26 protein-coding genes are annotated in these 25,080 nt (G+C 71.1%); 9 read left to right on the forward strand and 17 right to left on the reverse strand.

The window, feature by feature from the left end; genetic code table 11:
• Positions 1–2: 2 nt before the first annotated feature.
• The gene (locus tag R9X44_RS18995) at positions 3–1,412 is read right to left on the reverse strand and encodes a class I SAM-dependent methyltransferase (protein ID WP_319815533.1); all 1,410 of its coding nucleotides are present in this window, start codon (positions 1,410–1,412) and stop codon (positions 3–5) included.
• A gap of 50 nt (positions 1,413–1,462) precedes the next feature.
• Here R9X44_RS18995 and R9X44_RS19000 point away from each other — a divergent pair, with 50 nt between their 5' ends.
• Positions 1,463–2,125 carry a vancomycin high temperature exclusion protein gene (locus R9X44_RS19000; protein ID WP_319815534.1) on the forward strand — a complete coding sequence of 221 codons (663 nt, stop codon included), beginning with the start codon at positions 1,463–1,465 and terminating at the stop codon, positions 2,123–2,125.
• 71 nt (positions 2,126–2,196) lie between these two features.
• Here the strand turns inward: R9X44_RS19000 and R9X44_RS19005 are convergent, their stop codons facing one another.
• Together R9X44_RS19005 and R9X44_RS19010 are read right to left on the reverse strand one after the other, a co-directional pair.
• A complete protein-coding gene (locus R9X44_RS19005; protein ID WP_319815535.1) occupies positions 2,197–2,406 on the reverse strand; it encodes a DUF3073 domain-containing protein in 210 nt (69 codons plus the stop codon).
• A 242-nt stretch (positions 2,407–2,648) separates the two neighbouring features.
• Entirely contained in the window at positions 2,649–3,707 is a 1,059-nt protein-coding gene (locus R9X44_RS19010) for a Glu/Leu/Phe/Val dehydrogenase (RefSeq protein ID WP_319815536.1), read from the reverse strand.
• A gap of 618 nt (positions 3,708–4,325) precedes the next feature.
• Between R9X44_RS19010 and bldC the strand changes: the two genes are divergently transcribed.
• The gene (gene bldC / locus R9X44_RS19015) at positions 4,326–4,529 is read left to right on the forward strand and encodes a developmental transcriptional regulator BldC (RefSeq protein WP_012850682.1); all 204 of its coding nucleotides are present in this window, start codon (positions 4,326–4,328) and stop codon (positions 4,527–4,529) included.
• A 96-nt stretch (positions 4,530–4,625) separates the two neighbouring features.
• Here bldC and R9X44_RS19020 read toward each other — a convergent pair whose 3' ends face one another.
• Positions 4,626–5,309 carry a TetR/AcrR family transcriptional regulator gene (locus R9X44_RS19020; RefSeq protein ID WP_319815537.1) on the reverse strand — a complete coding sequence of 228 codons (684 nt, stop codon included), beginning with the start codon at positions 5,307–5,309 and terminating at the stop codon, positions 4,626–4,628.
• Between the two features lie 215 nt (positions 5,310–5,524).
• Between R9X44_RS19020 and R9X44_RS19025 the strand changes: the two genes are divergently transcribed.
• The 3 genes from R9X44_RS19025 to R9X44_RS19035 all read left to right on the forward strand — a co-directional run bounded on the left by R9X44_RS19025 (position 5,525) and on the right by R9X44_RS19035 (position 7,880).
• Positions 5,525–6,571 (forward strand): LacI family DNA-binding transcriptional regulator, encoded by a 1,047-nt coding sequence (locus R9X44_RS19025; RefSeq protein WP_319815538.1) that lies wholly within the window; start codon positions 5,525–5,527, stop codon positions 6,569–6,571.
• Between the two features lie 160 nt (positions 6,572–6,731).
• Complete coding sequence (locus R9X44_RS19030) at positions 6,732–6,971, forward strand: hypothetical protein (RefSeq protein WP_319815539.1); 240 nt, start codon at positions 6,732–6,734, stop codon at positions 6,969–6,971.
• A gap of 99 nt (positions 6,972–7,070) precedes the next feature.
• Positions 7,071–7,880 carry an N-acetylmuramoyl-L-alanine amidase gene (locus R9X44_RS19035; protein WP_319815540.1) on the forward strand — a complete coding sequence of 270 codons (810 nt, stop codon included), beginning with the start codon at positions 7,071–7,073 and terminating at the stop codon, positions 7,878–7,880.
• Between the two features lie 13 nt (positions 7,881–7,893).
• Here the strand turns inward: R9X44_RS19035 and purM are convergent, their stop codons facing one another.
• Both purM and purF read right to left on the reverse strand, forming a co-directional pair.
• Entirely contained in the window at positions 7,894–8,919 is a 1,026-nt protein-coding gene (purM, locus tag R9X44_RS19040; protein ID WP_319815541.1) for a phosphoribosylformylglycinamidine cyclo-ligase, read from the reverse strand.
• 113 nt (positions 8,920–9,032) lie between these two features.
• The gene (gene purF, locus R9X44_RS19045) at positions 9,033–10,487 is read right to left on the reverse strand and encodes an amidophosphoribosyltransferase (RefSeq protein ID WP_319815542.1); all 1,455 of its coding nucleotides are present in this window, start codon (positions 10,485–10,487) and stop codon (positions 9,033–9,035) included.
• A 93-nt stretch (positions 10,488–10,580) separates the two neighbouring features.
• On the opposite strand from purF, the gene R9X44_RS19050 reads away from it, so the two are divergent.
• Positions 10,581–10,931: a hypothetical protein gene (locus R9X44_RS19050; RefSeq protein WP_319815543.1), complete on the forward strand. Its 351-nt coding sequence runs from the start codon at positions 10,581–10,583 to the stop codon at positions 10,929–10,931.
• Here the strand turns inward: R9X44_RS19050 and R9X44_RS19055 are convergent.
• Positions 10,912–11,301: a sterol carrier family protein gene (locus R9X44_RS19055; protein WP_319815544.1), complete on the reverse strand. Its 390-nt coding sequence runs from the start codon at positions 11,299–11,301 to the stop codon at positions 10,912–10,914. The two genes, R9X44_RS19050 and R9X44_RS19055, sit on opposite strands and share 20 nt — an antisense overlap.
• A 75-nt stretch (positions 11,302–11,376) precedes the next feature.
• On the opposite strand from R9X44_RS19055, the gene R9X44_RS19060 reads away from it, so the two are divergent.
• A complete protein-coding gene (locus R9X44_RS19060) occupies positions 11,377–13,029 on the forward strand; it encodes a serine/threonine protein kinase (protein WP_319815545.1) in 1,653 nt (550 codons plus the stop codon).
• Positions 13,030–13,116: 87 nt separating this feature from the next.
• Positions 13,117–14,025, forward strand: coding sequence for a hypothetical protein (locus R9X44_RS19065; protein ID WP_319815546.1), 909 nt, complete (start codon positions 13,117–13,119; stop codon positions 14,023–14,025).
• Positions 14,026–14,121: 96 nt separating this feature from the next.
• Here the strand turns inward: R9X44_RS19065 and R9X44_RS19070 are convergent, their stop codons facing one another.
• From R9X44_RS19070 to purS, 5 genes are all read right to left on the reverse strand, one after another.
• Positions 14,122–14,661, reverse strand: a complete 540-nt coding sequence (locus R9X44_RS19070; protein ID WP_319815547.1) for an NAD(P)H-dependent oxidoreductase — start codon at positions 14,659–14,661, stop codon at positions 14,122–14,124.
• A 166-nt stretch (positions 14,662–14,827) separates the two neighbouring features.
• On the reverse strand, positions 14,828–17,137 hold the full coding sequence (gene purL / locus R9X44_RS19075) for a phosphoribosylformylglycinamidine synthase subunit PurL (protein ID WP_319815548.1): 2,310 nt from the start codon (positions 17,135–17,137) through the stop codon (positions 14,828–14,830).
• The gene (gene purQ / locus R9X44_RS19080; protein WP_319815549.1) at positions 17,134–17,808 is read right to left on the reverse strand and encodes a phosphoribosylformylglycinamidine synthase subunit PurQ; all 675 of its coding nucleotides are present in this window, start codon (positions 17,806–17,808) and stop codon (positions 17,134–17,136) included. The genes purL and purQ overlap by 4 nt, the downstream gene beginning before the upstream one ends.
• Before the next feature lie 59 nt (positions 17,809–17,867).
• The gene (locus tag R9X44_RS19085) at positions 17,868–18,266 is read right to left on the reverse strand and encodes an ATP-binding protein (protein ID WP_319815550.1); all 399 of its coding nucleotides are present in this window, start codon (positions 18,264–18,266) and stop codon (positions 17,868–17,870) included.
• 178 nt (positions 18,267–18,444) lie between these two features.
• Positions 18,445–18,687 (reverse strand): phosphoribosylformylglycinamidine synthase subunit PurS, encoded by a 243-nt coding sequence (gene purS, locus R9X44_RS19090; RefSeq protein WP_319815551.1) that lies wholly within the window; start codon positions 18,685–18,687, stop codon positions 18,445–18,447.
• A gap of 121 nt (positions 18,688–18,808) precedes the next feature.
• Here purS and R9X44_RS19095 point away from each other — a divergent pair, with 121 nt between their 5' ends.
• Positions 18,809–20,422 carry a hypothetical protein gene (locus R9X44_RS19095; RefSeq protein ID WP_319815552.1) on the forward strand — a complete coding sequence of 538 codons (1,614 nt, stop codon included), beginning with the start codon at positions 18,809–18,811 and terminating at the stop codon, positions 20,420–20,422.
• 25 nt (positions 20,423–20,447) lie between these two features.
• Here R9X44_RS19095 and R9X44_RS19100 read toward each other — a convergent pair whose 3' ends face one another.
• The 5 genes from R9X44_RS19100 to R9X44_RS19120 are packed head-to-tail and all read right to left on the reverse strand — an operon-like array spanning position 20,448 to position 25,046.
• Positions 20,448–21,851 (reverse strand): dihydrolipoamide acetyltransferase family protein, encoded by a 1,404-nt coding sequence (locus tag R9X44_RS19100; RefSeq protein ID WP_319815781.1) that lies wholly within the window; start codon positions 21,849–21,851, stop codon positions 20,448–20,450.
• Entirely contained in the window at positions 21,845–22,855 is a 1,011-nt protein-coding gene (locus R9X44_RS19105) for an alpha-ketoacid dehydrogenase subunit beta (RefSeq protein ID WP_319815553.1), read from the reverse strand. The genes R9X44_RS19100 and R9X44_RS19105 overlap by 7 nt, the downstream gene beginning before the upstream one ends.
• A complete protein-coding gene (gene pdhA / locus R9X44_RS19110) occupies positions 22,848–24,011 on the reverse strand; it encodes a pyruvate dehydrogenase (acetyl-transferring) E1 component subunit alpha (RefSeq protein ID WP_413774958.1) in 1,164 nt (387 codons plus the stop codon). The genes R9X44_RS19105 and pdhA overlap by 8 nt, the downstream gene beginning before the upstream one ends.
• Before the next feature lie 34 nt (positions 24,012–24,045).
• Complete coding sequence (locus tag R9X44_RS19115; protein WP_319815555.1) at positions 24,046–24,375, reverse strand: DUF6458 family protein; 330 nt, start codon at positions 24,373–24,375, stop codon at positions 24,046–24,048.
• Positions 24,376–24,410: 35 nt separating this feature from the next.
• On the reverse strand, positions 24,411–25,046 hold the full coding sequence (locus tag R9X44_RS19120) for an NAD(P)-dependent oxidoreductase (protein ID WP_319815556.1): 636 nt from the start codon (positions 25,044–25,046) through the stop codon (positions 24,411–24,413).
• Positions 25,047–25,080: the final 34 nt, after the last annotated feature.

The raw sequence follows: 25,080 nt of genomic DNA on the forward strand, positions 1-25,080 counted from the left end.
CCTCAGCCGGTGACCTCGAAGAAGCCGTCGGCGACGAGTTCGGGCAGCACCGCGTCGGCGTGCGCCCGGACGGCGTCCTCGTCGGTGTCGGTCAGCTGGGCGATCGCGCCGAGCAGGGGTTCCAGCGGCAGGGACCCGTCGCAGACCCCGGCGAGCGCGGCCTCGGTGGTGCCGACGCCGGTGGCCCGCCGCAGCCCCGACGTCTGCCGCAGCACGATCCGCTCGGGGTCCTCGGCCCCTGGCCGTCCGATCTGCTCGGAGACGACGCCGTCGGCGGTCCGCAGCCTGGTGAAGGGGTGGTCGGCCGCGACGAAGCCGTCGAGGACGGACTCCACATAGGCCCCGACGGGCTGGTCCACCGCGTGCCGCAGCTCCTCGACCTTGATCGAGCCGCCGCCCTCGCGCAGGCTGATCCAGCCGAACCCGATCCCGGTGACGCGTTCGCGTTCGAAGTAGGCGAGCCAGGCGTCGTAGCGCTCGCGGTACTCGGCGGAGCCCGCCTCGCAGGAGTCGCGCAGCCACAGTTCGGCGTACTCGGCCGGGTCCTGGACGTCACGCTGCACGACCCAGGCGTCGCAGCCGCTGATCCAGTCGGCGACGCGCTCGTCCCAGGGTTCGCCGTCGATGTGCAGCCAGTTCGCCAGCAGCTGGCACCAACCGCCCTCGGTCAGGTGGTTCGGGGCCTGCTGGACAAGACGGCGACAGACGTCGTCTCCGGCCATGCCGGACTCGCGGTAGGGGAACCGCCCGTCAGGCGAGATCACAAAGGGCGGGTTCGACACGATCAGGTCGTAACGCTCGGGAACGGGCTGGAAAAGCGAGCCCTGCCGGAGTTCTGCGTTCATGCCGGAAAGGTCGAGGCTGAGCCTGGTGAGTTCGAGCGCGCGCGGGTTGGTGTCCGTCGCGGTGATCCGCCGGGCCCGGTCGGCCAGCAGCAGCGCCTGCACGCCCGAGCCCGTGCCGAGGTCGAGCGCGCTGTCCACAGCCCTGTGGACGACGAGGCGCGCGAGGTTGTAGGACGCCCCGCCCACCCCGACGACGTGGTCGGCGGCGAGCGAGCCGGGCGCGTCACCCGGCCTTACCTTGAGGTCAGACACCGCGTACCTGGTCTGTCCCGGCCAGTCCAGCGGTTCGACGTGCAGCAGCGGCACGAGAAGATCGCCCTCGCGCCTGGCGAGCCCGGTCCCGACGAGCTCGGCGACCGGCAGCGCGGCCGACACCGGAACCGGCTCCTGGATCCACAGCAGCGCGGTCAGCGCGGCGAGCGTCGAGGGGTCCTCGCGGACGACGCGCAGCGCGGGCACGACCTGGTCGCGCGCGAGCGCCGCCCCGGCCACCGGGCCGAGCAGTTCCCGCACGCCGTCGACGGTGTATCCGGCCTCGTCGAAGCAGGCACGCAGAGTCTTCAGCACCCGATCATCCTGCCGGACGCGCGGACCTCTCGCGCGCCTATGATCGGCACATGGACCCGCGGCGGATCATCGGCTCCCGCAGGGCGCGCCTCATCGCGGTCGCCGTCACCCTCGTGCTGATCGTCCTGGCCCCGACGGCCTGGGCCCGCGCCTACTCGTACGGCAGGATCTCCGGCACCTCGGGCGCGCCGAACGCCGACGTCGCCCTGATCCTCGGCGCGGGACTCACCCCGCAGGGCGCCCCGACCCCGTTCCTCGCCCGACGGCTCGACATCGGCATCGCCCTGCTGGAACAGGGCAAGACGAAGGCGCTGCTGCTCAGCGGCGACAACGGCACGACCGAGTACGACGAGCCCACCGCGATGCGCGACTACCTCATCGCGCACGGCGTGCCGGAACGGGTGATCGTGCTCGACCACGCCGGATTCGACACCTGGGACTCCTGCGTGCGGGCACGGAAGATCTTCGGCGTGACCAGGGCGCTCGTGGTGAGCCAGTACTTCCACCTGACGCGGGCCGTGGCACTGTGCCGCCGCGCGGGCATCGACGCCCACGGGGTCGGGGACAGCCCGCCATGGCCCGAGCCCAACGCGTACGGCTACGCACGTGAGATCCCCGCCGCCCTCAAGGCGATGGGCGACGTGATCCTGCGCAGGGACCCGAGATTCCTCGGGCCCCGCGAGGACGGAGTGGACCGGGCACTGCACGGATGACGCACTGCACGGATGACCGTGGACACGACTCGACCACCGCCCGCGCGGGGGCGGGCGCGTGGCTCAGGCCGTCAACCCGCTGAACTGTCCTTGGGCTGGTAGTCCGCGTAGTCCGCGTACTTGTCGACCAGCTCGTCGTCGTAGGAGTCGTCGATCTCCGCCGGCTGCGCGGAGGATACTCCCAGCTCGTCCGAAAGGCGGTCGAGGTCAGTGTGGCCGCCGTTGTACTTCAGCTGGCGAGCGACCTTTACCTGCTTGGCCTTAGCTCGGCCTCGCCCCATTGGCTCGACCCCCTTGATGGTCAGGGCTTCTACTGGCCCTATCGCTACGCTTACGCACACGCGCTGACACGTCTGAGCCGTGCGTCAGCTACGGGTACAACCGTACCCGTTTTACACGAGGCTCGGTACGTGTCTAGACGGTGGCGCCTGCCTTTGCCGTGGTGGCAGCCAGTCTAATGGGACCCGCACACCGCCCTGACCTGCGAAGACGGCCACCCGAGCGATCATTTGACAACTCAGGGTTAGTTCAGCCAGATACCCCTCAGCCGCCCGACATCGGACATTCTGCGCTCGGCGAGCCGGTCCGCGGCGAGGGCGGGGGAGATCCCCTCGGCGTCGGCGACGGCGAAGATCTCGCGGGTCGTGTCGAAGATCCGCTCGGCCCTGGCGCGGGCCCTGTCCATGGAGAAGCCGTGCACCTCGTCGGCGACCTGGATCACGCCGCCGGCGTTCACCACGTAGTCCGGCGCGTACAGCACGCCGCGCTCGGCGAGCGCCTTCTCGATCCCGGGATGGGCGAGCTGGTTGTTCGCGCCGCCGCACACGATGGCCGCGCCCAGCGACTCCACGACCTTGTCGGTGAGCGCGTGGCCGAGCGCGCAGGGCGCGTAGACGTCGATCCGGGACGCGATCAGCGCAGCGGTGTCAGGGACGACGACGGTTCCCGGATGCCGCTCCACGACCCGGGCCGTGGCCTCGGGGTCGACGTCGCAGATCACCAGGGCGGCGCCGTCGGCGGCGAGCAGTTCGGCCAGGCGGTGGCCGACCTTGCCGACGCCCTCGATGCCGACGGTGCGGCCGGCGAGGGTGGGCGCGCCCCAGACGCGTTCGGCGGCGGCCCGCATGCCCTGGAAGACGCCGAGGGCGGTGAGGATCGAGGAGTCGCCGGCCCCGCCGTGCGCGGTGGTGCGGCCGGTGACGAAGGCGGACTCGCGGGCGACGTAATCCATGTCGGGGCTGAAGGTGCCGACGTCGCAGGCCGTGACGTAGCGGCCGTTCAGGCTCTGGACGAACCGGCCGTAGGCGCGTAGCAGGGCCTCGGTCTTGTCCGTCCGGGGGTCGCCGATGATGACGGCCTTGCCGCCGCCGTGGTCGAGCCCGGCCATGGCGTTCTTGTAGGTCATGCCGCGCGACAGGTCCAGGACGTCGGCGAGCGCCGCCTCTTCCGAGGCGTAGGGGAAGAACCGGGTGCCGCCGAGCGCCGGGCCGAGCGCGGTGGAGTGGATCGCGATGATCGCGCGCAGGCCGCTCGCCTCATCGGCGCAGAAGACGACCTGTTCGTGCCCCTGGAAAACGGTCACAGGATCAGCCTAAGACCGTGCGGGGAGTCCCCGGACCATGCGGGGCCCCCGAATCGGCCCTCGTGACGCCGTCGTCGCCTCCCGGACACCTCGACAAAGGCTTACCGAACGCCCCAGAGCGGCGATCTCCGGCGTTTCTCGGCCATTCCCAGGTTCCATGCCCGACCGTTCGCGGACGACGCCGCAGCGCGCCTTTCAGGGCCGGACAGGCGCGGAAACGGCCCCACCCGCCGATCACGGGCGTTGTCCGCGTTCTGGTCGGCACCGATCCCGAGCCGACAAGAAGGGCAAAGCACCGGTAAAAACCCCTGCTCAGCGCGTCGCCGTCAGGGCTTGGTGACCGATCGCAACGACCGGGTCGGGACAAACTCCCGCAGAAAGTTCTCGATTCCGCACGCCATGGCACCATACGTGTCGCTAGAATCACTCAGCGTAACCCAGTCATCACGAACACGCAGATTTGAGCCAGGGGGCTTGCTTACTGCGGTGAGTGATGGCAAGGTTACACCTTGTGATGTCATAGTGGCTCGTTCCGGGCCATAGGGGACATCGGTAACCCGCGCGAAAACCAGATCGCAGGATCGGCTGCCAGACGGTCCACGGAGGAGAGGCCGCACCATGTCAGCACGTACACCAGAGGCAGAGCCCTTGCTGACCCCGGCAGAGGTGGCGACGATGTTCCGGGTCGACCCCAAGACGGTCACGCGGTGGGCGAAGGCCGGCAAGCTGACGTCCATCCGTACCCTGGGTGGACACCGGCGTTACCGCGAAGCCGAGGTTCGCGCGCTGCTGGCGGGCATTCCGCAGCAGCGCTCGGAGTAGACGTCAGCGCCGGGCCATCAACCGATGGTCCACCCAGACAGGCCGTCGAGCCGCCCCGCAGGGGCCTCGGCGGCCTGTCCGCGTTGAGCGGCGGGCTCAGCCGGCGACCGAGGAGGACTGCCGCGCGAGCCGGGCAAGTGCCTCGGCGAGCCCCGCGTCGGACTCCGCGGCCTTGGCCAGCGTGACGACGATCTGGTCGACCAGAAGGGCCTCGACCTGTGGCCGGGGAAGGTCGCGGTGCTCGAGCCAGTCGATGGCCGCGGTCTCCACCGCCGCCATCCACATCCGCAGCGTGACGCGCAGGACGGGCCCGGGCGGCTCCGCGGAGATCTCACGGGTGATCCGGTCGAGCAGAAGCGCGCGGGTGCCCTCGACTATCTCGCTCACCTCGCCCGCGCCCGACACCGCGCCGCTCCCGCGCACGATCGCCAGGTAGCCCGTCGCGTAGCCCTCCACGAACTGGAAGTAGCGGCCCAGGGCGAGCGCGAGGCGCTCCAGCGCGGTGCCCTCGGTGGGCGCTTCGAGCAGGTCGCCCAGCTGTTTGGCCGCGCTGCGCAGCGCGGCGAGGTACAGCTCCTGCTTGCCGCCGAAGTAGTGGTAGACGAGCGCGCGTGACGCCCCCGCCGCGGCGGCGACGTCGTCTATGGAGATCTCCTCGGGCGGGCGGCGGCTGAACAGATCGAGCGCGGCCTCGATCAGCTCGTCCCTGCGCGCGTCGACGCTGAGCCTCCGACGCGCCCTGCGCGCCCGCCCCGCGTCCTGCGCCGCCTGCTCTGCCACGTTGGCAGCGTATCCGAGCCCGAGGGCCTGCTCCGCCGCCCTGCCACCGGGCGCGAAGGGTATTTTCGGACACCCGATCACGACCGTATAAACATACCCGTTACACGGGGTTACGGGGCCGTTTGGCGTTGGGGAGGGGCAGCATGGCATCTTCTTCCTTGTGAAGTAACTGCGATGGCGGCAGGCCCTGCTTTTCTCCCCCCGACAGGAGAGCCATGTCAGTCGAAGAAAACGCGCCGAGGCACGACTCAGGCGTGCCCCGGCAGTCGTCGAGCAAGCCGACGATCCGCAACGTCGCCGAGCGCGCGGGCGTCTCCAAGTCGCTGGTCTCCCTCGTCATGCGGGGGTCACCGCACGTGAGCGAGCGCCGCAGACAGGCGGTCCTGAAGGCCGCCAGGGAGCTCGGCTACCGTCCCAACGCCGTCGCGCGGAGCCTTGTGGAAGGCCGCACCCGCCTTATCGGCGCGCTCGTCGCCGACCTCCACAACCCGTTCTTCGCCGAGACCCTTGACGGGCTCCAGGAGAGCCTGCACGGCGAAGGGCTGCGGATGCTCGTCGGTTCCGGCCGGTGGGACCCGCTGTTCGAGGCCGAGGCGGTCGAGGCGTTCCTCGAGATGCGGGTTGACGGCCTCGTGCTGCTCAGCGTCGTCCCCGACTCGCTCAAGGAGGCGGCGGCCTCGGTGCCCGTCGTCGTGGTGGGCGAGCGCGACGTCGAGGGCGTCGACATCGTCGTCGACGACGACGAACTCGGCGCGAGCCTCGCCGTCGACCACCTCGTCGGCCACGGCCACCAGCGGATCGCGCACATCGAGGGCTCCCCCTCGGGCACCGCGCGCTATCGGCGGGCCGGGTACGAGGCGGCGATGGGAAGACACGGGCTCGCCGACTTCATCGTGGTCGAGCCCGGCGACTTCACCGAGGACGGCGGCCACCGGGCGGCCCGCGCGCTGCTCGACCGGGCCGACCGGCCGACCGCGATCTTCTGCCCGAACGACCTCGTCGCGACCGGCGCGCTGTCGGCCGCCGACGAACTCGGCCTGCGGGTCCCCGAGGACGTCTCGATCATCGGGTACGACAACACCCATCTCGCGGCGATCCGGCACATCTCGCTCACCAGCGTGGACCAGCCGCGCAGGGACATGGGCAGGGTCGCGGCGTCGCTGCTGTGCTCGCGGATCGAGGACGCCGCGCGCCCGGTCCGCCAGGAGCTGGTGATGCCGCACCTGGTCGTGCGGGCGACGACGGGTCCCGCGCCCGTCTGAGCACGCGGCACCGTCCGGCGTCCGCCCGCGTCCAGCGAGGTGGAGATCTTTCCGGGCGGGGGTAAGGGACTGCCCAACTCTGGCTCGAAGGGCTGGCCTCGCGCTGGAGCCCCCCGTTGGATGGGTGCCGTTCGGCAGGACCGTTCAGGGGGGTACATCCGTGCGTGATCCGGAGTTGGTTTCCTGCGCCCAGCGCGCTGCGAGTGAGCTGGAGCGGGCCTGGCAGCAGTGGCGGCACGCGCGGGGCATGGCCGAGGGCCCGGCCCCCGAGTCGGTGGCCAGTTACGTCGCCCACTCGATCGACCATCCGTGGGGCAGGCCCCGGGTGGTGCTCGGCCTCGACGCCGACGAGGCGCGGGCGCTCGCGGCCCTGCTCGGCAGGGCGGAAGCGGTGGCCTGACCGGCGGCGGAGGGGCGTTCGCGGGAGCGCCCGTCCCTCCGCCGTCGTTTCCCCATAGACTGGGTCGGTTCATAACGAACCGATCACGGGGAGTCGATCTTGGTTACCGGACGCACGGCGATCGCCGTACTCGGCACTGCCGCGATCTGCCTCACCGCCTGCGGCTCCGGCGGGGGAAACGGCGCCGCTCCGGCCGCGCCGCCGACCGTCAACGGGCAGGCCACCGAGTCTCCCGGGACGCCCGGGGAACGCGCGGCGTACTCGGTCAAGGGCCAGACCATCGTGCTCGACCCGGGCCACAACGGGGGTCCGCTCAAGGGCACCCAGGTCTTCGTCGGCAACGGCTACAAGGCTTGCGACACCTCGGGCACCTCGACCAACGCGGGGTACACCGAGCACGCGTTCACCTGGGACGTCGCCAAACGGACCCAGAAGCTGCTCGAACAGCGCGGCGCGAAGGTCTTCCTGACGCGCGACAACGACAAGGGCTCAGGCCCGTGCGTCGACGAGCGCGCGAAGATCGGCAACGACAAGAAGGCCGGCGCGGTGATCTCCATCCACGCCGACGGCGCGGCCGCGAGCGGGCACGGCTTCCACATCATCGCGCCGAAGCCCGTCCCCGGCTACAACGAGAAGATCGTGAAGCCGTCGCTGCGGCTCGCCAAGGACATCCGGGCGTCCTACAGGAACGAGACCGGGATGCCGTACGCCACCTACCTCGGCGACGGCAAGGGCCTCACCATCCGTGACGACCTGGGCGGCCTGAACCTGTCGACGGTGCCGAAGATCTTCATCGAGACCGGCAACATGCGCAACAAGGGCGACGCCGCCAAGCTCAGCGACCCGAAGTTCCGGCAGAAGATCGCGGTGTCGCTGGCCGACGGGCTCGACAAGTACTTCAAGAACTAGCCGGACCCGCCCGTCAGACGAGGACCGCCTTGCCCGAGCCCTCGGTGATCTCGCCGAGCGTCCAGGCGGGCAGCCCGCGCTCGGCGCACAGCGCGAGCGCGGCGTCGGCGGCCTCGGCCGGGACGATCGCGGCCATCCCGACGCCGAGGTTGAAGGTCTTGTCCAGGTCGGCCTGCTCGACCTTGCCGTACCGGGCGAGGATCTGGAAGATCGGCGGGACGGTCCAGGAGTCGCGGCGCAGGACCGCGTCGACGCCGGACGGCAGCGAGCGGGCCAGGTTGGCGGCGAGGCCGCCGCCGGTGATGTGCGCGAACGCGTGCACGTACCCGGCGCGGGCCAGCGCGAGGCAGTCGAGCGCGTAGATCCGGGTCGGGGTGAGCAGTTCCTCCCCGACGGTCCCGGCCAGCTCCTCGGGCGCGTCCTCGAGCGTCAGGGACGACTCGCGCAGGATGTGCCGGACAAGGCTGTAGCCGTTGGAGTGGATGCCCGAGGACGCGAGGCCGAGGACGACGTCCCCGGCGCCGACCCGCTCCTGACCGAGCAGCTCGTCGGCCTCCACGACGCCGGTGGCCGCGCCCGCGACGTCGAACTCGTCGGGCTCGAGCAGGCCGGGGTGCTCGGCGGTCTCCCCGCCGACCAGGGCGGTTCCGGCCAGGACGCAGGCGTCGGCGATGCCGCCGACGATGTCGGCGATCCGCTCGGGCACGACCTTGCCGCAGGCGATGTAGTCGGTCATGAACAGCGGTTCCGCGCCGCACACCGCGAGGTCGTCGACGACCATGCCGACGAGGTCGTGGCCGATCGTGTCGTAGCGGCCGAGGCGGCGGGCGAGGTCGACCTTGGTGCCGACGCCGTCGGTGGAGGTCGCCAGCAGCGGCCTGCGGTACTTCAGCAGGGCCGACACGTCGAACAGGCCCGCGAAGCCGCTGGCGTCCTCGACGCACTCGGGGCGGCGCGAGCGCGCCACCCTGGACTTCATCAGCTCGACGGCGCGCTCGCCGGCGGCGATGTCGACTCCGGCGGCCTCGTACGTGCTCAACTGAATCGGGTTCCTTCGTGCGCGCGGGCGCGCCGGATCACGGCGCGTCAGCTGTCGGACGCCTCGGGCGACTGCCCTCGGGCTGTTACAGGTTGACGGTCACGGGTTGACGGTCACGGGTTGACGGTCTCGAGGACGTGCTTGCCCCGCGCCGACTCCTCGACCGGGATCGGGTAGACCCCGTCGAAGCAGGCGCGGCAGAGCCGGTCCTTGGGCTGCTCGGTCGCCTGGACCAGGCCGTCGAGGGAGATGTACCCCAGGGAGTCCGCGCCGAGCGAGGCGCGCACCTCCTCGACGTTGAGGTTCCCGGCGATCAGTTCGGCGCGGGTGGCGAAGTCGATGCCGTAGAAGCAGGGCCAGCGCACGGGCGGGCTGGAGATCCGCACGTGCACCTCGGCCGCGCCGGCCTCGCGCAGCATCCTGACGATCGCGCGCTGGGTGTTGCCGCGCACGATCGAGTCGTCGACGACGACGATGCGCCTGCCCTCGATCGCCTCGCGCAGCGGGTTCAGCTTGAGCCTGATGCCGAGCTGGCGGATGGTCTGCGACGGCTGGATGAACGTGCGGCCGACGTAGGAGTTCTTGACGAAGCCCTGGCCGTAGGGGATGCCGGACGCCTCGGCGTAGCCGATCGCGGCGGGCGTGCCGGACTCGGGCGTGGGGATCACCAGGTCGGCCTCGACCGGGTGCTCCTTGGCCAGCAGGCGGCCGACCTCGACGCGGGTGGCCTGCACCGAGCGGCCTGCGATGGCGGTGTCGGGGCGGGCGACGTAGACGTACTCGAAGACGCAGCCCTTGGGCCGGGCGTCGGCGAACCGCTCCGAGCGCAGGCCGTCGGCGTCGATCGCGATGATCTCGCCGGGCTCGACCTCGCGGACGAACTGCGCGCCGATGATGTCGAGGCCCGCGGTCTCCGACGCCACCGCCCAGCCGCGCTCCAGCCGGCCCAGGACGAGCGGGCGGATGCCCTCGGGGTCGCGGGCCGCGTACAGGGTCTGCTCGTCCATGAAGACCAGCGAGAAGGCCCCGCGGGTCACCGGGAGGATCTCGTGCGCGGCGGCCAGCGGACCGCCCTCGCGGGTGGCGAGCAGCGCGGTGAGGACCTCGGTGTCGGTGGTCGCGGTGAGTTCGCCCGGGGCGAGCTTGGCGGCGAGTTCGGGGGTGTTGATCAGGTTGCCGTTGTGCGCCAGCGCGAGCGAGCCGCTGTCGGTGGAGCGGAAGGTCGGCTGGGCGTTCTCCCAGGTGGGCGAGCCGGTGGTGGAGTAGCGGCAGTGGCCGAGGGCCATGTGGCCGCGCAGGGTCGACAGGACCGACTCGTCGAAGACCTGGGAGACGAGGCCCATGTCCTTGAAGACGACGATGCGGGCACCGTCACTGACGGCGATGCCCGCGGATTCCTGCCCCCTGTGCTGGAGGGCGTACAGACCGTAGTAGGCGAGCTTGCTCACCTCGGCGGTGGCGGCCGCGTCCGGCGGCACCCATACGCCGAAGACGCCGCAGGCGTCCTGCGGGCCCTTGTCGGAGGGATTCAGCTCATGACTGAGACGTCCATCGGCGCGGCGCGACATGACAGCCAGTTTAGGGTCTGTGAGCTGATGCTTTTAAGCGACCCTTGCCCGGGCGTTCCCGGCACAGGACTCGGCAGGGGGAACCCTGGCGTCATGACGTCGCCCGGCCTCCGCAGCACGGTCGGGGCCTCGCCGCGCGGCCCCGGACTCACCGCCCTCGCTCTGGGGGTCCTGGGCCTGCTGACCTTCTGGATGTGCGGCCTCGGCATGCTGCTCGCGGTGGGCGGGATCGGCTGCGGCGTCGTCGCGGTCGCGCGGGGACGGGGGCGGGGTTTCGGTTATGCCGGAATCGCCGTGAGCCTTCTCGCACTCGGCGTGGCGGGCGCGGCGCTTGTGTGGTTCGGCCGCCAGGCCGCCGACTGCAGCGGCCGCTACCAGACGGCCTTCGACCGCTCAACCTGTCTTGACGCCCGCTTCCCGCTCCTCAAGGCCCATCGGGACTGATCGGGGGCCGCTCGGCCAGCGGGAGCAGCGCGGTGAGGTCGGCGCGGGTGCCCGTGGCGTGCACCCTGCCGTCGGCGACGGCCTCGGCCCACGCGGTGGTGCCGAGCGCGAGGCCGACGAAGGTCCTGGCGTCGGTCTCGACGACGTTCGGCGGGGTTCCCCGGGTGTGCCGCGTGCCCTCGACGCACTGGACCGCGGCATAGGGCGGAATCCTGACTTCTACCGATTTACCAGGAGCTTTCTTGGTCAAAAGGGAGAGAAGGTACTTCACCGCCGCCTTCTCCACCTTCCGCCCCGGCGCTTCTCCCGACCCGTACGCCGAGACCGCCTGCGCGAGCGCGTCCTGACCCTCGATACTCCCCCCATTCACGCGGACGACGTTACACGCGGCCGCGCGGACCGGTAGAAATATGCCGGTCTAGGTCGATCTTTCGAGGTGTTGACGATGTCCGACGTCCTGCCGCTCCAACCCGGCGACCCCGGTCGGCTCGGTGACCATGTCCTGGAAGGGAGGCTCGGCGAGGGCCGCAGAGGCGTCGTCTTCCGCGGTGTCGCCGAAGGACCGCCCGTCGCGGTCAAGCTGCTGCACACCCGGCTCGGCGGTGATCCGAACGCCCGCGCGGAGTTCCTGCGCGAGGCGCTGGCCGCCCGCGCGGTGGCGGGCACCCGGCTGTCCCGGCCGATCAGCGCCGACGTGGCGGGCGACTGGCCCTACGTGGTGAGCGAACTCGTGCCCGGGCCGTCGCTCCAGCAGATGATCGTCTCCACGGGCCGGGGCGACCGGACGACCGTAGAGCGGCTCGCCGTCGGCATCGCCCTGGGCCTCGCCGCCCTGCACAAGGCGGGCGTCGCGCACCTCGACCTGAAGCCGTCCAACGTGCTCATCACCCCCGACGGGCCCGTCCTCACCGACATCGGCGTCGGCCGCGCGCTCGCGGCCGCGGGCGTACCGGGCGACCCGGGCATCCCCTCCTTCCAGGCCCCGGAACAGCTCACCGGCGCGGGCGTAGGGCCGGGCACCGACCTTTGGGCGTGGGGGGCGGTGATCGCCACGGCGGCGTCCGGCAAGCCGCCCTTCGGCGAGGACAGGGCCGACGCGGTCGCGACGCGCGTCACGACCTCCGAGCCCGAGCTGCACAAGCTGCCCGACTCGGTGCGCGACCTTGTGATCATGGCGCTCAGCAAGGACCCGTTCCGCAGGCCGACCGCAGAGAACGTGCTGCAGACGCTGCTAAGGCGCGGGCTCGAACTGCCCGCCGCGCAGCAGGCCGAGGCCGAGGCGCTGCTGGCCGCGCCGGTGCCCGCCGACCCCTGGTCGTCACTGCCGCCCGCTCAGCCGTCGCTCGACGTGCGCACCTCCACCGGCTCGTTCGCCGCGATCCCCGCGCCCGCGCCCTTCAGCGCCCCCCTCGCGCCGCTTCCCGGCGACCCGTCCGAGGACCCGTTCGCCGGGCCGTACCTGCCGCCCGCCCCCGACCGCTCCGACTGGCCCGAGCCCGCGCCCGCCGGCCTGCCCGCGCCGCTCCCCGCCGTCGAGCCCGCCCAGCCCCAGGCCGCCACCGCGCTGTGGGAGCGGCCGCCCGCACCGCCTCCCGCCTCGGGCGGCGGCGGCATCCCCGCCCCCGCGCGCGCGGCCGTCGCGCTGTTCGAGCGCGGTCCGAGCAAGAAGGTCGGCCTGCTCGCCCTCGTCGCCGTGGTCGGCATCGTGACGGCGACCCTGGCTTTCGCCTCCAACAACGACGACGAGGAGCCCGAGACCAAGAACGCGGGCGCGACCCCGCCCGCGCCCTCCGAGGCGTTCTCCGGGACGTGGGAGGGCATGGCCACCAACCAGTCGGGCGCGAAGTTCAGCATCCGCGTCACCTTCAACGGCGAGGGCAAGGCGACGGCCAAGCTCGGCGTGGGCGGCTGCGTCGGAAAGCTCACCAAGACCGGCGGCGAGGGCAACGCGTTGAACATGGCGTTCAAGCGGACCTCCGGACAGTGCACCCCCGGCACTGTCACCATGACGGACAAGGGCGACGGAAGCCTGCAGTACCGCTGGGAGATGAAGCCCGGAAGCCAGCGCCACTACCAGGCGCTGCTCAAGCGTCCATGATCTTCCAGTTCGTGACCGTCACGTGATGTTTGGGTTTACTCTTTGCGGGATTGCCCCCAGTTCCGCACTGGGCGAGAGGAGACGCGTGTGACCCCCGTCCGGCGCCGCGCATTGACGGCGCTGCTGGCCATTGCCGGCGCGCTGATGCTGACGGCTCCGTCCTCCGGCGTGCCCACGGCCCTGCCGTCCGACCCCGACAAGCTGAAGTCGCTCACCGAGCAGATGAAGAAGCTGGACAAGGAGCTGGGCGGCGAGCTCGAGGAGCTGAAGGGCATCCGCCTCGAGGCCAAGAAGGCGCTCAAGCGCCAGCAGGAACTCTCCGACGACCTGGAGAAATCCCGCAGCGTCGTGTCGCGGCTCGCGTCGAGCCAGTACATGTCGGTCGGCGTCGACCCCACGCTCGCGGTGCTCCACGCGGGCGACCCGAGCCAGATCCTGGCCGGCATGGCGATGGTGGAGCACCTGTCGATCAACGAGTCGAACCGGACCAACCAGATCCAGGACCTCGTCGACAAGCACGCCGCCGCCGCCAACGAGGCGAAGCTCAAGATCAAGAAGATGGAGGACACGGTCTCCGACCTGACCAAGCGCAAGGACAAGATCCGGCAGCTGATCGCGAAGTACCAGCCGACCCCGATGGTCGGGAACGGCGGCCTCACCGCGCGTCTTGTGACGCTGCGGACCGCCATCCTCGACGAGTTCGGCTCCTTCCCCATGATCGGCTGCATGCGCGCGGGAGACCCGCAGGACCACGGCTCTGGCCGCGCCTGCGACTTCATGGAGAGCACCGGCGGCACCATGCCGTCGGCCGACCGCAAGGCGCACGGCGACGCGGTCGCCGCCTGGACGATCAAGAACGCGGCGAAGTACGGCGTGAAGTACGTGATCTGGCAGCAGCGGATCTACGACATGCGCTCACCGGGCTGGGCCGCGATGTCCGACCGGGGCAGCCTGACCGCGAACCACTACGACCACGTCCACATCTCGGTCTTCTGAGCCCTCTCCAGCCGCGTTCGGCCCTTCTTCCGCTCCCGAGGACCGGCGAGCGCTTCGTCGCCGTCTGCGGGTCTCTCAGAGCCGCACAGGGCCCTTCTAGCCGCGGGTGAGCGCCGCGCGGGCGTGCGCCGCCCCGACCAGCGCCGCACGGTTCGCCTCGGCCCAGCGCGCGACGTCCTCGCTGCTGTCCGGGCCCGCTGACGACACCACCGCGTACAGCGAGCGCGTCGGGACGCTCGCGGCGAGCTCCACGAGCAGGGGGCGCAGCCCGGTGTCCGGCGCTAGGGAGTGGTGGGGCGAGCCCCCGGTCATGACGGGCACCGCGACGGTCCCGGCGAGCCCGTCGGTCGGGTAGCGGTCGAGGAACGCCTTGAGCAGGCCCGTGTACGTCGCCTTGTAGGTGGGCGAGGCCACGATGAGGAAGTCGCTGCCCGCGACGTGCTCGTTCAGCGCGCTCACGTCGGCGTCGGCCCAGTCGAAGAGCCTCCCCGCGTAGTCGGCGAGTTCGACGACGTCGCGTTCGGTCACCTCGGCGACGGCGCCCACGGCGTCGGCGACGGCGTCCGCCACGGATTCGGCCACGGCGCGCGTACGCGACTTCGCCTTGGGGTTGCCGACCAGGACAGTGATCCTCATGACGCGACCTTCCGTGTTTTCTACTTTTCCCGGCGATTTTATCGGGAAAATGACCGGCACCAAAAGACCCACCCGGGCATGAAGGCCCGTAAAGCACTCCGCCCTCCCACCCGGAGACCGGGCGGGAGGGCGGAGCCTGCGTGCTCAGGACGTCGTGCTCAGGACGTCACTGGTCCATCAGGGCCGGGATCGTCCGGGTGTGCGCCTCGCGCAGCTCGTGCAGCGGGATCGTGAAGGCCCCGTCCACGGTGTAGGAGTCGCCGCCGACGACGCCGATCGTGCTGATCGGCACGCCCGCCTGGGCGCAGATGTCCACGAACCGCGCCTCGGCCTCCGGCCTGACCGCGACCACCGCGCGCGCCACCGACTCGGAGAACAGCTCGACGAACGGGTCGCCCTGCAGCGCCACCCGCACCCCGAGGCCGCCGCGCAGCGACGCCTCCACCAGCGCCTGCGACAGGCCGCCGTCGGAGATGTCGTGCGCCCCCGACAGCAGGCCCTCCTGCGCGGAGGTGACGAGCACCGAGCCGAGCGCCGCCTCCGCCGGAAGGTTCACCTGCGGGGGCGTGCCGCCCAGGTGGCCGTAAAGGACGTGCGCCCACTCCGACCCGCCGAACTCGTCGTAGGTCGTGCCGAGAAGGACGAGCTTGTGGCCCTCGGCCGCGAACGCCATGGCGGTGCGCCGCCTGACGTCGGCGTGCACGCCGAGCACGCCGATCACCGGGGTCGGGTTGATCGGCACGTCGCCGGTCTGGTTGTAGAAGCTGACGTTCCCGCCGGTCACCGGGATGCCCAGCATCAGGCAGGCGTCGGCGAGGCCCTCGGTCGCGCGGGCGAACTGCCACATGACGCCCGGGTCCTCCGGCGAGCCGAAGTTCAGGCAGTTGGTGACGGCGAGGGGCTGCGCGCCCGTCGCGGCGACGTTCCGGTACGCCTCGGACAGCGCGAGCTGCGCGCCCGCGTACGGGTCGAGGCGGGTGTAGCGGCCGTTGCCGTCGAGGGACAGCGCGACGCCCAGGCCGGACTCGTCGTCAAGCCTGATCACACCGGCGTTCTCGGGCTGCGCGAGCACGGTGTTGCCCAGGACATAACGGTCGTACTGGGAGGTCACCCAGTCCTTGGCCGCAAGGTTCGGCGAGCCCGCGAGCCACAGCACCGTCTTGCGCAGCTCGTCCCGGTTCGACGGCCTCGGCAGCCGCGCCGGGGTGTCGGCCTGGAGCGCCGCCTGGTCGGCCGGGACGGCCACGGGACGCTCGTACACCGGCCCGTCATGCGCGGCGGTACGCGGCGGAATGTCGACGATGACCTCGTCGTGCCAGGTCATCACCAGACGGCCGGTGTCGGTGACCTCGCCGATCACCGTCGCGGGCACCTCGTACTTGGCGCAGACCGCCATGAACGCCTCGACGTTCTCCGGCGTGACGACCGCCATCATGCGTTCCTGCGACTCGCTCATCAGGATCTCCTCGGGGAGGAGATTCGGGTCGCGCAGCGGAACCGCGTCGAGCCGGACGGCCATGCCGCCCGAACCGCCCGCCGCCAGCTCCGTGGTCGCGCAGGACACGCCGGCCGCGCCGAGGTCCTGGATGCCCTCCACGAGGCCCGCCTTGAACAGGTCGAGGGAGCACTCGATGAGCAGCTTCTCCATGAACGGGTCGCCGACCTGGACCGAAGGCCGCTTGGCCTGGGACTCCTCGTCGAACGTCGCCGACGCCAGGACGGACGCGCCGCCGATGCCGTCCGGGCCGGTGTAGGCCCCGTACAGGATGACCTTGTTGCCAGTGCCGGAAGCCGACGCCCGGTGGATGTCCTCGTGCCGCAGCACGCCGATGCACAGCGCGTTCACCAGCGGGTTGTCCTGGTAGCACGGGTCGAAGACCGTCTCGCCGCCCACGTTCGGCAGGCCGAGGGAGTTGCCGTAGCCGCCGATGCCGCTCACCACGCCGGGCAGGACCCGCCGGGTGTCGGGCGCGTCGGCCGCGCCGAGGCGCAGCGAGTCCATGACCGCCACCGGGCGCGCGCCCATCGAGATGATGTCGCGGACGATGCCTCCGACGCCCGTGGCAGCGCCCTGGTACGGCTCGACGAAGGACGGGTGGTTGTGCGACTCGACCTTGAAGGTCACCGCCCAGCCCTGCCCTACGTCGACCACTCCCGCGTTCTCGCCCATGCCGACGAGCAGCGCGTCGGTCTTCGGGGCCTTCTCGCCGAACTGGCGCAGGTAGATCTTGGAGCTCTTGTAGGAGCAGTGCTCGGACCACATCACCGAGTAGATCGCCAGCTCCGACGCGGTCGGGCGGCGGCCGAGGATGTCACGGACGCGGCCGTACTCCTCGTCGTTCATCCCCAGCTCCTTGTACGGCTGGGGATGGTCGGGCGTGGCCCGCGCGCGCGCGACGCCGTCGGTACGCGGCCCGGAGGCGACGCCGTTGGGCTCGGGGGACAGCTCGGGGTTCAGCTCGGACACTTCGCTCATGCGTTGATCAGGCCCTTGACGATCGAGGTGAAGAAGCCGAGCCCGTCGGTGGTCGGGCCGGTCAGGGACTCCACGGCGTGCTCGGGGTGCGGCATCAGGCCGACGACGTTGCCCGCCTCGTTGGTCACGCCCGCGATGTCGTTGATGGAGCCGTTGGGGTTGACGTCCACGTACCGGGCGATGACCCTGCCCTCGGCCTCGAGCTCGGCGATGGTCTCGGCGGAGGCGGTGAAGCGGCCGTCCATGTTCTTCAACGGGACGACGATCTCCTGCCCCGCGCCGAACTCCGACGTCCAGGCCGTCTCGGCGTTCTCGATGCGCAGCCGCTGGTCGCGGCAGACGAAGTGGCCGCTCGCGTTCGGCATCAGCGCGCCGGGCAGCAGGTGCGCCTCGGCGAGGACCTGGAAGCCGTTGCAGATGCCGAGCACCGGCAGGCCCGCCTTCGCCGCCGGGATCAGCTCCTCCATCAGCGGGGCGAAACGGGCGATCGCGCCCGCGCGAAGGTAGTCGCCGTAGGAGAACCCGCCAGGCAGAACGACGGCGTCCACGCCCTCCAGGGACGTGGACGCGTGCCACAGTGCTACGGGTTCACCCCCGGCGATGCGTACGGCGCGCTGCGCGTCCCGGTCGTCGAGCGAACCGGGAAAAGTGATGACGCCCACCCGGGCCATCTGCACTCCATTGGGTGTCCTCGGCCGCCCAGGGAGGGCCTGCCGTCTCGGCGCCCAATTTACCGGGCGCTGTGCACCAGTTCGGATTCGAGGCGGCGCATCAGCGCCTCGTCATGCCAGGTCAGCCGTTTGCGCATCGACACCCTGACGCCGTCGGGACGCGCGTCGAGCGTGAGATCGTCGACCAGGGCGCGCATGATGTTCATGCCGCGACCCGATTCGGCGAGTTCTCCCGTCTCGGCCGGACGCCGCATTCCCGCGCCGTGGTCGGTGATCCAAAGGACGCAGTTCTCGTCGTCGATCGCGCCGTCGACCTCGTACTCGAGCGTCGAGGAATGCCGCACCACATTCGTGCAGGCTTCGGAGGCGGCGACCAGGATGTCGTCGACGCAGTCCTCGGAAACGCCCAGTCCACGCAGCGCGTCCCCCAGGACTCGCCGTATGACGGGAACACTCATCGCCTCTCGGGGCAATGCGAGCGAGAACTTCATGTCCACCAGGCCCACCTCGGAAAACTCGGACGAAGCTAACACTTCCCCGCACCCTGAGGTGTAATCGCGGACGTGACGATTGTTTGATTCAGGCATTGTTGGAACGGAACAACGCCTTGTGCCGCACTTGGCGTTCGGTCTGCGTTTATTCCGCGTGCACTTCGAAGTCCTCGATCACCGGGTTCGCCAACAGCGTTTCGGCGATCTTGCGGACGCGCTCGAGGGCCGCCTCGTCCACCGGGCCGTCCACCTCGATCTCGAAGCGCTTGCCCTGCCGGACCGCGGCGACCCCCTCGAACCCGAGCTGCGGGAGCTTGCGCGCGATCGCCTGGCCCTGCGGGTCAAGGATCTCCGGCTTGAGCATGACGTCGACGACCACTCGGGCCACTTGTGGTTCCCCCTTCGCGCGGGCGCGGACCCGCACCTGATCAGTAGCTTTGGTATCCATGCGGTTGGACCGCACCGAAAAGCGTACGGCACCCCCGCCGCACTGCCCCCCAGGAGCCTCCTTGGACCTCTCGGACCTCACCCCGTCGGAACGCCGCGTGTGGGACGCCTTCGTCTCCGGCGAGCCCGTGGACCTGTCTTCCAGCGGCTTCGAGCCGACCGAGCAGGCAGGCCAGTGGGGTCCGCACCGGCGGGTGCGCGCGGAGGTCATCGTGGCGCTTCTCACCGGGGCGCGCGAGCCCGAGCCAGGCCGGGTGCCCGCGGTGCGGCTGAGCGGCGCCTACATCACCGACCTCCTCGACCTCGGGCACGCCCAGGTGACCGTCCCGATCTCGTTGACGGGATGCGTGTTCGCCGAGCCGCCCCGGCTGTACTGGGCGCAGATGCAGTCGGTCCACCTCATGCAGTGCCGCCTTCCCGGCCTGATCGCCTCCGGTACCCGGGTGGACGGCCATCTGTGGCTCGAGGGCAGCGTCATCGAGGGCGGCCTGTGGCTCGACGGGGCGCACGTGAGCGGCATCCTCAACCTGAGCGGCGTCCAGCTCCCCGTCCCTGGGGGCGACGCCTTGCTCGGCGACAGGCTCCAGGTGGAGGCGAACGTCTACTGCGACCGAGGGTTCCGCGCCGAGGGCGAGGTGCGGCTCCCCGGGGCGCGCATCGGCGGACAGCTGATCTTCCGCGACGCGACCTTGCGCAACCCCGGGCGTCCCGCCCTTTACGCGTCACGGCTCGACGTGGCGGCGAACGTCTTCTGTGACGAAGGGTTCGTCGCGGAAGGCGAGGTGAGGCTGAGGGGCGCACGCATCGGCGGCTACCTGTCGCTGGTCGGCGCGCGGATCACCAACCCGGGGAGCCGCGCGCTCAACGCCGACGACCTCAACGTCGACACCGACGTCTACTGCTCCGACGACTTCACCTGCATCGGCGAGGCGAGCTTCGACGGGGCCAAGGTGGGCGGCCAGCTCAGCTTCAAGGGCGCGCGGCTTGCCAACCCCGACAAGGTCGCCCTGAGCGTGCAGAGGCTGACGGCCGAGGAGTTCATGCTCCGGCCCGCCGTACCCGTCGACGGGGTCGTGGACTTCTCCTACGCGCGGATCGGCGTGCTGCGCGACGACTCCATGACCTGGGCGAACTCGCTCCAGCTCGACGGCCTCGCCTACGAGACCCTCGACCCGCCGCTCAACGCCAAGGCGCGGCTCAACTGGATCAGAAGGGACCGCGACGGCTACCAGCCGCAGCCTTACGAACGCCTCGCCGCCACCTACCGCGCGCTCGGCCTCGACGCCGAGGGCAGGACGGTCCAGCTCGCCAAGCAGCGCGACAGACGGGCCACCCAGCCGGTGCCGCACCGGATGTTCGGCTATCTCCAGGACATCCTCGTCGGCTACGGCTACCGGCCCTTCCGCGCGCTCGCCTGGCTGGCGTTCCTGCTCGGCGCGGGGACCGTCATCTTCAGCCTCAAGCAGCCCGACATCCTCGACGACGGCCACCACCCGCACTTCAACGCGTTCTTCTACACGCTCGACCTCCTCCTGCCCCTCGGTTCGCTGGGGCAGGAGGCGATCTACGCTCCGGAAGGCGCCTACCAGTGGGTGGCGAACGTCCTCGTCGCGGCGGGCCTTGTGCTCGGCCTGACCGTCGCGGCCGGGGCGACCCGCGCGCTGTCCCGGGAGTGACCCGGCTCAGGCGCGGGCCAGGCCGTCAGGAGCGGGCCAGCAGGTGGAACGGGTCCTCGAGCAGGCCGCCGACGTCGCGCAGCACCGCCGACCCCTGCGCGCCGTCCAGCACGCGGTGGTCGAAGGACAGCGCGAGCGTCGCGACCTTGCGCGGTTTGACCTTGCCCTTGTGCACCCAGGGCAGGTCCCGGATGGCCCCGACGGCGAGGATCGCGGTCTCCCCCGGCGTCAGGATCGGGGTCCCGGCGTCGACGCCGAACACGCCGACGTTGGTGAGCGTCACCGTGCCGCCCGCGAGGTCGTCGGGGGTCGCCTTGCCCGCGCGGGCGCGCTCGGCGAGGTCGGCCAGCGCGCCGGCGAGCTCCGGAAGCGGCAGCGTGTCAGCGCGCTTGACGTTCGGCACGAGCAGACCACGGTCCGTCGCGACCGCGATCCCGAGGTTGACGTGCTCGGGCACGACGATCTCGGCGTGCCCATCCCGCTCGGTCCACGCGGCGTTCGCCATGGGGTGCCGCCGCAGCGCGAGCACGAGCGCGCGGGCGGCGAGCAGCATGGGGCTGAAGCGGGTCTCCCGGTATTCGGGGTAGCCGCGCAGCTTCTCGACCATCCGGACCGTCCGCGTGACGTCGACCTGCAGGAACTCGGTGACGTGCGGGGCGGTGAACGCCGAGGAGACCATCGCCGCGGCCATCGCCCGCCGCACCCCCTTCACGGGGACGCGTTCGCCTCCTGAGGCAGTCGGGGCCGCTTCGGTCTCCCGGGTCCCGGGCGGGGGCGCGGGGGCGGCAGACGGCTTCTCGGGCGCGGGGGCGGCCATCGCCGCGCGCACGTCGTCGCGGGTCACGGAACCGCGCGGGCCGGTGCCGACGACCGTCGTCAGGTCCACCCCGAGGTCCTTGGCGAGCTTGCGGACCGGCGGCTTGGCCAGCGCGCGGCCCGTCGCCGCCTCCGCCCTGCCCAGGCGCGCGGCGAGGCCGTCACCCTGCCGGTCGGGGGGCTCGGGCTGACGCGGGCCCGACGGCCGCGCGGGACCGCCGCCCGGGCGTCCGGGGGCGGGGGAACCCTTGCGCGGCCGCCGCTGGGTCGCGCCGGGTTTCACCCCGTAGCCGACGAGGACCGGCGTGCGCGCGGGCTGTGCCCCGCCCTCCACCGACGTGCTCTGCGCGGGAGGCGCGGCGGGAGCCTCGGCCCCGGCCTCCTCGACGCCGATGATCGGCGCGCCCACGTCGACGGTCTGGCCCTCCTCGGCGAGCAGCTCGCGCACGGTCCCGGCGAACGGCGACGGCAGCTCGACGATCGCCTTGGCCGTCTCGATCTCCACGATCGTCTGGTTGACCTCCACCGTGTCGCCCGGGGCCACGTGCCAGCGGACGATGTCGGCCTCGGTCAGCCCCTCCCCCACGTCGGGCAGGTTGAAGTACTTCACCATGCGCACGTCCGATCCACCGCGTCGAGGATCCGGTCGAGGTCGGGCAGGTAGTGGTCCTCGAGCCGGGAGGCCGGGTAGGGCGTCGCGAACCCTCCGACCCGCAGCACTGGCGCTTCCAGGTGGTAGAAGCACGCCTCCGTGATCCGGGCCGCTATCTCCCCGCCGAGGCCGCCGAACACGGGAGCCTCGTGGACGACCACGCACCTACCGGTCTTGCGGACCGACGCGTAGAGCACCTCGGTATCGAGCGGCGAAAGAGAACGCAGATCCACGACCTCAAGGGAACGGTCGTCGGCTTCCGCCGCCTCAAGACAGGTCTTCACCATCGGCCCGTACGCGAGCAGAGTCGCGTCGGTGCCTTCCCTGACGACGAGGGCGTCGCCCATCGGGGCCGCGGGGACGTCCGGATCGACCAGCGCCTTGTCCCAGTACCTGCGCTTGGGCTCGAAGAAGATCACCGGGTCGGGACAGGCGATCGCCTGCTGGATCATCCAGTAGGCGTCCACAGGGTTCGAGCATGCGACGACGCGCAGGCCCGCAGTGTGCGCGAAGTACGCCTCGGGCGACTCGCTGTGGTGCTCGACCGCGCCGATGCCGCCACCGCACGGAATCCGCACCACGACCGGCAGGTTCACGCTGCCCAAAGAGCGCAGCCGCATCTTCGCGAGCTGGGTGATGATCTGGTCGGCGGCGGGGAAGACGAACCCGTCGAACTGGATCTCGCAGACCGGCCGGTACCCGCGCAGCGCCATCCCGATCGCCGTCCCGACGATCCCCGACTCGGCGAGGGGCGTGTCGATCACCCTTCCCTCGCCGAAGTCGCGCTGGAGGCCGTCCGTTACGCGGAAGACCCCTCCGAGCTTGCCTATGTCCTCGCCCATCAGGACGACCTTGGGGTCGTCCTCCATCGCCCGCCTCAGGCCGGCGTTCAACGCCTTGGCCAACGTCAGCGTCTGCGCGCCGACCTCACGGGAGGGTGCTTGCGGTGCCGTCACCTCAGTCATGGAAACCCGCCAGGTAGGTCTCGTAAGCGGCCTGTTCCTCTTGCAGCAGCCTGTGCGGGGCCGCGTAGACGTGCTGGAACATCGCCTCCGGAGGCGGGTCGGGCAAGGCGAGGCACGCGGCGCGCAGCTCGACGGCGGCCTCGGCGACCTGGACGTCGACCTCCTCGAAGAACGCCTTGTTCGCCAGGCCAGTCCGGGAGAGGTATGCCTTGACCCTGGCGATCGGGTCCTTCAGCTTCCATGCCTCGAGCTCGTCGGAGTGCCGGTAGCGGGTCGGGTCGTCGGTCGTGGTGTGCGCGCCCATCCGGTAGGTGAACGCCTCGATCAGCGACGGGCCCTCGCCCGTCCGCGCCCGGTCGAGGGCCCGCCGGGTGACGGCCAGGCACGCGAGCACGTCGTTGCCGTCCACCCGCACGCCGGGGAAGCCGAAGCCCTGCGCGCGCCGGTACAGCGGGATGCGCGTCTGGCGTTCCAGCGGCTCGGAGATCGCCCACTGGTTGTTCTGGCAGAAGAACACGATCGGGGCGTTGTAGACGGCGGCGAAGACGAACGCCTCGTTCACGTCGCCCTGGGAGGTCGCCCCGTCGCCGAAATAGGCGAGGGTCGCGTCGCCGACGGCGGTCTCGCCCTGCTCGGCGATCGTCCTCGCGTCGTGCTGCATGCCCATCGCGTAGCCGGTCGCGTGCAGGGTCTGGCTGCCGATGACGATCGTGTACAGGTGGAACCCGAACTCCTTGGGGTCCCATCCGGCGTGGTTGACGCCCCGGAACAGCCTGAGGATGTTCAGCCAGGGCAGGCCGCGGCAGTACGCCACGGCGTGCTCGCGATAGGTGGGGAAGACCATGTCCCCCGGACCCAGCGCGCGGCCCGACCCGATCTGCGCCGCCTCCTGGCCGAGCAGCGACGGCCACAGGCCGAGCTCGCCCCGCCTGGTGAGCGCGACGGACTCGACGTCGAGGGCCCGCACGAGCACGAGGTCCCGATACAGCTCGCGCAGTTGCTGATCGGAGAGGCTCAAGGGGTAGTCGGGGTGCTCCAGCCGCTCGCCTTCGGGGGTCAGGAGCTGGACGAGTTCGGCGTCCCGGGCGGTGTGCGCGTCTACTGTCACGGCCGCCTCCTTCCTTGGAGGAGACCTACCCGCCCGGTGCCGTCTCATCCCTTGAGACAGCGCAGCTCCCGGGGTTTTTTCGTCAGTCGTCTCCGTCGTTCGAGGTGTCACGCCCCGCGTACCCGTTCGCCCGGGGCGGCCCCTCACTCCCCAGTTGCCGCCCGAACACCATCTGCAGCACGAGCGAGGCGGCCCCGACGATCATGAGGATCACCCCGATCGTGTTGAGGTCGACCGACCCGAGGTCCGCGTGCACCGCGAACTTCAAGATCGCGCCGAGTGTGATCACAAAAATCGCCACGCCATAGCCCACCGGCCGGACCCCTCTCGCGCGAACACCCAACCATCGGTAAAACCTCTGTACCCATCGCGCCAAGATCCATGATCGCCCCACCCGACCAATCTGCGCCACCCCCAACCAACCGCCAGCGGGCGGGGGTTGGAGGGTCAGTGGGCGGCGGAGATGTGGTGGTGGGTGGTGGCGGGGTCGGGGAGGAGCGCGAGGACGGCCGTGGCGAGGGAGGCGCGCGAGAGGGTGAGGCCGCCGCGGATGTTGCGGTCGACCGCGGTGCGGTAGGGGCGGGCGGGGCCGTCGGTGAGGCGGGGCGGGCGGACGAGCGTCCAGTCCAGGGCGCTGGCGCGGACCTCGCGTTCGGCGTTCTCGAAGTCGGTGAACTGCGCGCCGAGGTAGAGGCGGCGGAGGAGCGGCTTGAACACGGCACGGGTGAAGGGGCCGTCGCCGTCGTCGATGAAGGCCCCCGCGCCGGTGATGACCACGAGGCGGCGGGTGCCGGTCTCCCGCGCGGCGGCGATCGCCGCGCGGGCCCCCGCGGTGCAGATCACGCCGTCGGCCCGCGAGTTGGGGCCGAGCGCGGAGATCACCGCGTCGCGGCCCGCGACGGCGGGGGCGAGCGCGACGGGGTCGAGCGGATCGGCGGTGAACGCCTCGAGCGACGGGTGCCGCGCCGGGTCGAGCCGCGCCGGGTCCCGCACGACAGACGTGACGCGGTGCCCGGCGTCCAACGCCTGCCGCACGATCTGCCGCCCCGTCCGTCCGCTCGCGCCGAGAACTGTGAGATGCATGCCGATCCCCCAAGGGCTAGTGAACACTAACCCT

The sequence above is a fragment of the Actinocorallia sp. A-T 12471 genome (genome assembly GCF_033875155.1).
Taxonomy (GTDB): Bacteria; Actinomycetota; Actinomycetes; order Streptosporangiales; family Streptosporangiaceae; genus Actinocorallia.

Bases quoted from the DNA above. Each gene is read 5' to 3' on its own strand.
- R9X44_RS19000 (WP_319815534.1), top strand. From the start codon at position 1,463: ATGGACCCGCGGCGGATCATCGGCTCCCGCAGGGCGCGCCTCATCGCG.
- R9X44_RS19005 (WP_319815535.1), bottom strand. From the start codon at position 2,406: ATGGGGCGAGGCCGAGCTAAGGCCAAGCAGGTAAAGGTCGCTCGCCAG.
- bldC (WP_012850682.1), top strand. From the start codon at position 4,326: ATGTCAGCACGTACACCAGAGGCAGAGCCCTTGCTGACCCCGGCAGAG.
- R9X44_RS19025 (WP_319815538.1), top strand. From the start codon at position 5,525: ATGTCAGTCGAAGAAAACGCGCCGAGGCACGACTCAGGCGTGCCCCGG.
- purF (WP_319815542.1), bottom strand. From the start codon at position 10,487: ATGTCGCGCCGCGCCGATGGACGTCTCAGTCATGAGCTGAATCCCTCC.
- R9X44_RS19050 (WP_319815543.1), top strand. From the start codon at position 10,581: ATGACGTCGCCCGGCCTCCGCAGCACGGTCGGGGCCTCGCCGCGCGGC.
- R9X44_RS19060 (WP_319815545.1), top strand. From the start codon at position 11,377: ATGTCCGACGTCCTGCCGCTCCAACCCGGCGACCCCGGTCGGCTCGGT.
- R9X44_RS19070 (WP_319815547.1), bottom strand. From the start codon at position 14,661: ATGAGGATCACTGTCCTGGTCGGCAACCCCAAGGCGAAGTCGCGTACG.
- purL (WP_319815548.1), bottom strand. From the start codon at position 17,137: ATGAGCGAAGTGTCCGAGCTGAACCCCGAGCTGTCCCCCGAGCCCAAC.
- purQ (WP_319815549.1), bottom strand. From the start codon at position 17,808: ATGGCCCGGGTGGGCGTCATCACTTTTCCCGGTTCGCTCGACGACCGG.
- R9X44_RS19085 (WP_319815550.1), bottom strand. From the start codon at position 18,266: ATGAGTGTTCCCGTCATACGGCGAGTCCTGGGGGACGCGCTGCGTGGA.
- R9X44_RS19100 (WP_319815781.1), bottom strand. From the start codon at position 21,851: ATGGTGAAGTACTTCAACCTGCCCGACGTGGGGGAGGGGCTGACCGAG.
- R9X44_RS19105 (WP_319815553.1), bottom strand. From the start codon at position 22,855: ATGACTGAGGTGACGGCACCGCAAGCACCCTCCCGTGAGGTCGGCGCG.
- pdhA (WP_413774958.1), bottom strand. From the start codon at position 24,011: ATGAGACGGCACCGGGCGGGTAGGTCTCCTCCAAGGAAGGAGGCGGCC.
- R9X44_RS19120 (WP_319815556.1), bottom strand. From the start codon at position 25,046: ATGCATCTCACAGTTCTCGGCGCGAGCGGACGGACGGGGCGGCAGATC.